The 3,565-nt window shown below is 38.3% G+C and carries 3 protein-coding genes; 2 read left to right on the top strand and 1 reads right to left on the bottom strand.

Translation table 11 applies throughout. From position 1 onward, the window contains the following. The first annotated feature begins 345 nt into the window (after positions 1 to 345). Entirely contained in the window at positions 346 to 1,455 is a 1,110-nt protein-coding gene (gene ald, locus A5875_RS05445; RefSeq protein ID WP_088932677.1) for an alanine dehydrogenase, read from the top strand. Further along, positions 1,455 to 2,462, top strand: a complete 1,008-nt coding sequence (gene tdcB / locus A5875_RS05440; protein WP_088932676.1) for a bifunctional threonine ammonia-lyase/L-serine ammonia-lyase TdcB — start codon at positions 1,455 to 1,457, stop codon at positions 2,460 to 2,462. Before ald ends, tdcB begins: the two co-directional genes overlap by 1 nt. Positions 2,463 to 2,529: 67 nt before the next feature. Here the strand turns inward: tdcB and A5875_RS05435 are convergent, their stop codons facing one another. After that, positions 2,530 to 3,447: a magnesium transporter CorA family protein gene (locus tag A5875_RS05435; RefSeq protein WP_088932675.1), complete on the bottom strand. Its 918-nt coding sequence runs from the start codon at positions 3,445 to 3,447 to the stop codon at positions 2,530 to 2,532. Positions 3,448 to 3,565: the final 118 nt, after the last annotated feature.

Genomic DNA, 3,565 nt, shown 5'->3' with positions numbered 1-3,565 from the left:
AGGAATAATTCCTCGGCTTTTTTTGTTATCATTTAAGATAACAGAAAATCCATTTCAACTAATGAGAGTAATCACATAATTTTATGGCAGCGTTTGCTGTATTTTTTATTAAAAGAACTTTTTTAAGAGAAGATGTAAAACTAAAATGAAAGTATTCTTATCTAATAATGCTGGTATAACAGCGTTATTGGGTATTTTTTTTTATTTAAATGAAGATGGCTTTAAAATAAATGAGATATCAATAACACTTGAGGCATGATCGTTGCTTATAAAAGGCATTGTGATATATTAAACTTGTTCCGAAGTTAAAGAACTTCAATAATAAATCTATAGGAGTGATTTACAGTGAAAATTGGCGTAATTAAAGATCCAAAACAAGGTGAGGCACGTGTAGGCATGACACCTGAAAACGTAAAGATTTTAGTAGAAGCAGGAAATGAAGTATTAGTGGACGATAATGCTGGTGCAGGTTCAGGCTTTACTAATGAACAATATATTGAAGCAGGCGGTAAAATTGTCGATACAGATACTGCATGGACTGCAGAACTGATCGTGAAAGTTAAAGAACCAATGGAAAGCGAATATCATTATTTCAAAAAAGGACAAATCATTTGGGGCTTCTTGCATTTAGCTGCCAATAAAGCCTGCGTAGAAAAAATGATGGAAGTTGGCGTAACGGCTTTATCAGGCGAAAATATTTCAATCAACGGTGTTTTAGAATTATTGAAACCAATGAGTGCGATCGCTGGACGCCGTGCAGTAAACTTAGGACAATATTATTTAGAAAAACAACACGGCGGTGAAGGAATCTTACTTCCAGGTATCGATGGTGTTGAAGCTGGAACGGTTGTCATTTTAGGCGGCGGTAATGCGGCTGAAAACGCAGCAGATATGGCTGTTGGTATTGGCTGCCACGTAATTATTCTTGAAGTGAACGAAAACCGTATCAAACAATTGCAAGATCGCTACAAAGATCATAACGTGGATGTACTTGTTTCAAATACAGAAAACTTAGCAGAAAAAATCAAAGAAGCTGATGTATTTATTTCAACTGTCTTGATTCCAGGAGCTAAACCACCAAAATTAGTTAAAGAATATATGGTTGAATCAATGAAACCGGGTTCTGTAATCGTTGATATCGCGATCGACCAAGGTGGTACGGTTGAAACAATCGACAAACCAACGAACCATGCAGATCCTGTATTTACTAAACATGGAGTGATTCATTATGCGGTTCCAAATATGCCAGGCGCAACACCAAGAACAGCAACGATCGCATTAGCTAAAGGAAATATCTCATTCCTTAAAGATGTTAGTGTGAAAGGTTTGGAAGATGCCTTGAAATCTGATGAATCATTATTATCAGGTTTGAGTGTTTACAACGGAAAAGTCGTTTCTAAAGCTTTAGCAGATTCAATCGATGTTACTTATACCGAGGTAGGAGATGTTCTGTAATGACTGATACAATGACAAAGTTGCCTGTATCTATTGAAGATATTCATGAAGCCAAAAATGTTGTAAAACAATATGGCCGTGTAACACCATTGATCCAATCAATGTTTCTAACTGCCAAAACTGGCGGTCAAGTATTCATGAAGTTGGAAAATATGCAATTGACTGGTTCATTTAAATTCCGAGGTGCTTTTAACAAAATCGCTCACTTAACTAAAGCGGAAAAAGATAAAGGGGTTATCGCTGTTTCTGCTGGTAACCACGCACAAGGAGTTGCTTTGACTTCTAAACTATTAGGAATCCAAAGCACGATCGTCATGCCGGAAACTGCACCTAAAGCAAAGGTTGAAGCAACGGAAGGCTATGGTTCAAAAGTAATCTTGCACGGCGCTGGTTTTGACGATGCAAAAGCTTATTGCGAAAAGATCGTTGAAGAAACTGGTGTGACCTACATTCCACCTTACGATGATGAATTCGTAATGGCAGGACAAGGAACGATCGGTCTTGAAATTCTAGATTCAATCTGGGATGTTGATACTGTGATCGTGCCAGTCGGCGGTGGTGGATTGATCGCTGGTATTGCAGTCGCAATGAAAACATTTAATCCAAATATCAACATTATCGGTGCTCAAGCAGACAATATTCATGGAATGACCGCTTCTTTCCGTGCTGGTCATAAAGTGGGCTATAAAAAAGCTGCGACAATCGCTGATGGCTGTGCGGTAGAGTTTCCAGGAGATCTTACCTTTGAAGTTGTCGAAGAATTAGTAGATGATATGGTAACTGTCTCTGAACAAGAGATCGAACTTGCGATGAAGGATTTGATTCAACGGACAAAAATCGTCGTTGAAGGGGCTGGCGCTTTGGCTACAGCAGCGATTCTCTCAGGTAAAGTGGATAAATATGTGAACGGTAAAAAAGTCGTTGCTGTCGTATCCGGCGGAAACGTTGACTTGAACCGCATCACTGATGTTATCGGTCACTTCTCAGTAGCAAATGAATTAAAATAGATCAGCAAAAAGAAGTAACGGCAGCTGTCGTTACTTCTTTTTTATGGATTGAATTCGAAAAATCATTTTATGCGTCGTAATCTTTTTTAAATAGATAGATCCCGCTTACGATGGAGACAAGCAACGCCAATAGAACGACCATGATCGAGCCAATCTCCGAATCGCGCCATAGCAGCCCACCTGTGTTAATCCCCCATAGACTGAAAATCAAAGTCGGCAACGCAAGTAAAAGAGAGGCAGTATTAAGAAATTTCATCAATTGATTCAACCGATTGTCCATCATACTGTCAATCAAGCCGCTGATGGAGCTTAACATCTCACGATAAATCTGGACCGAAGTTGTCGCTTGCTTTGTTTGCAGTTCAATCTCGATCGCTAAATCTCGATCCGAAGCAACTAAGCTAGAATCTAAAAGATGGGTGATCGTCTTACGCTGTTCCTTTAAGAGATTATCGATGTAGACTAAATTTTTTTCAGTGTGGGTGGTTTTTTCTAAAATATTTTTATTGGAGCCGTTCGATGTACCTTGGCTGATCTCTTCAATTGTTTCTCGCTGTTTTTTCAAAAAAATCAGATAATGTTCATTGATAATTTGCAAAGTATGCAGGATCAAGCCTGCTTTAGTAAAAATTTCTGATTTGTAATTATCTAAAACCTCATCAATCAACGGGCTCTCGCTCACGGTAATCAAAACATCCTGTGTTAGGAAAACTGTAACGGCCGAGGAGTGTGACTCTGGTTCATCAATGGAGTCAATGTTGATAAAGAGCATTAGACAATGCGGTTTTTCATCTTCGGTTTGATATTTCTTGAAAAAGGAGACATGGGAATATTTTTCTCCGAGGGAAAAGAAATTTTTGGGTAATTCGTAAGCTTCATGTAATTGTTCTTTCTCACGGTCGGTTGGATTGCAGACCGATAACCAATTACCTTCGCGAATACTTTTTTGTACTCCTTCATTTGAAATAGAAAAGTAATCAATCAACGAAGAAACCTCCTTATCATGTAGTCATGTTTCTCTAATCATCTCAAATTGGCCGATGATTGCCAAATTTTTTGAATCGTTAAATTTGTTAACGAGGGATTTCTTCCTATATAATAGG

It is taken from the genome of Enterococcus sp. 3H8_DIV0648, from assembly GCF_002140655.1.
GTDB lineage: Bacteria > Bacillota > Bacilli > Lactobacillales > Enterococcaceae > Enterococcus_A > Enterococcus_A hulanensis.
This window is presented reverse-complemented; position numbering and strand designations above follow the sequence as displayed.

Bases quoted from the DNA above. Each gene is read 5' to 3' on its own strand.
- tdcB (WP_088932676.1), top strand. From the start codon at position 1,455: ATGACTGATACAATGACAAAGTTGCCTGTATCTATTGAAGATATTCAT.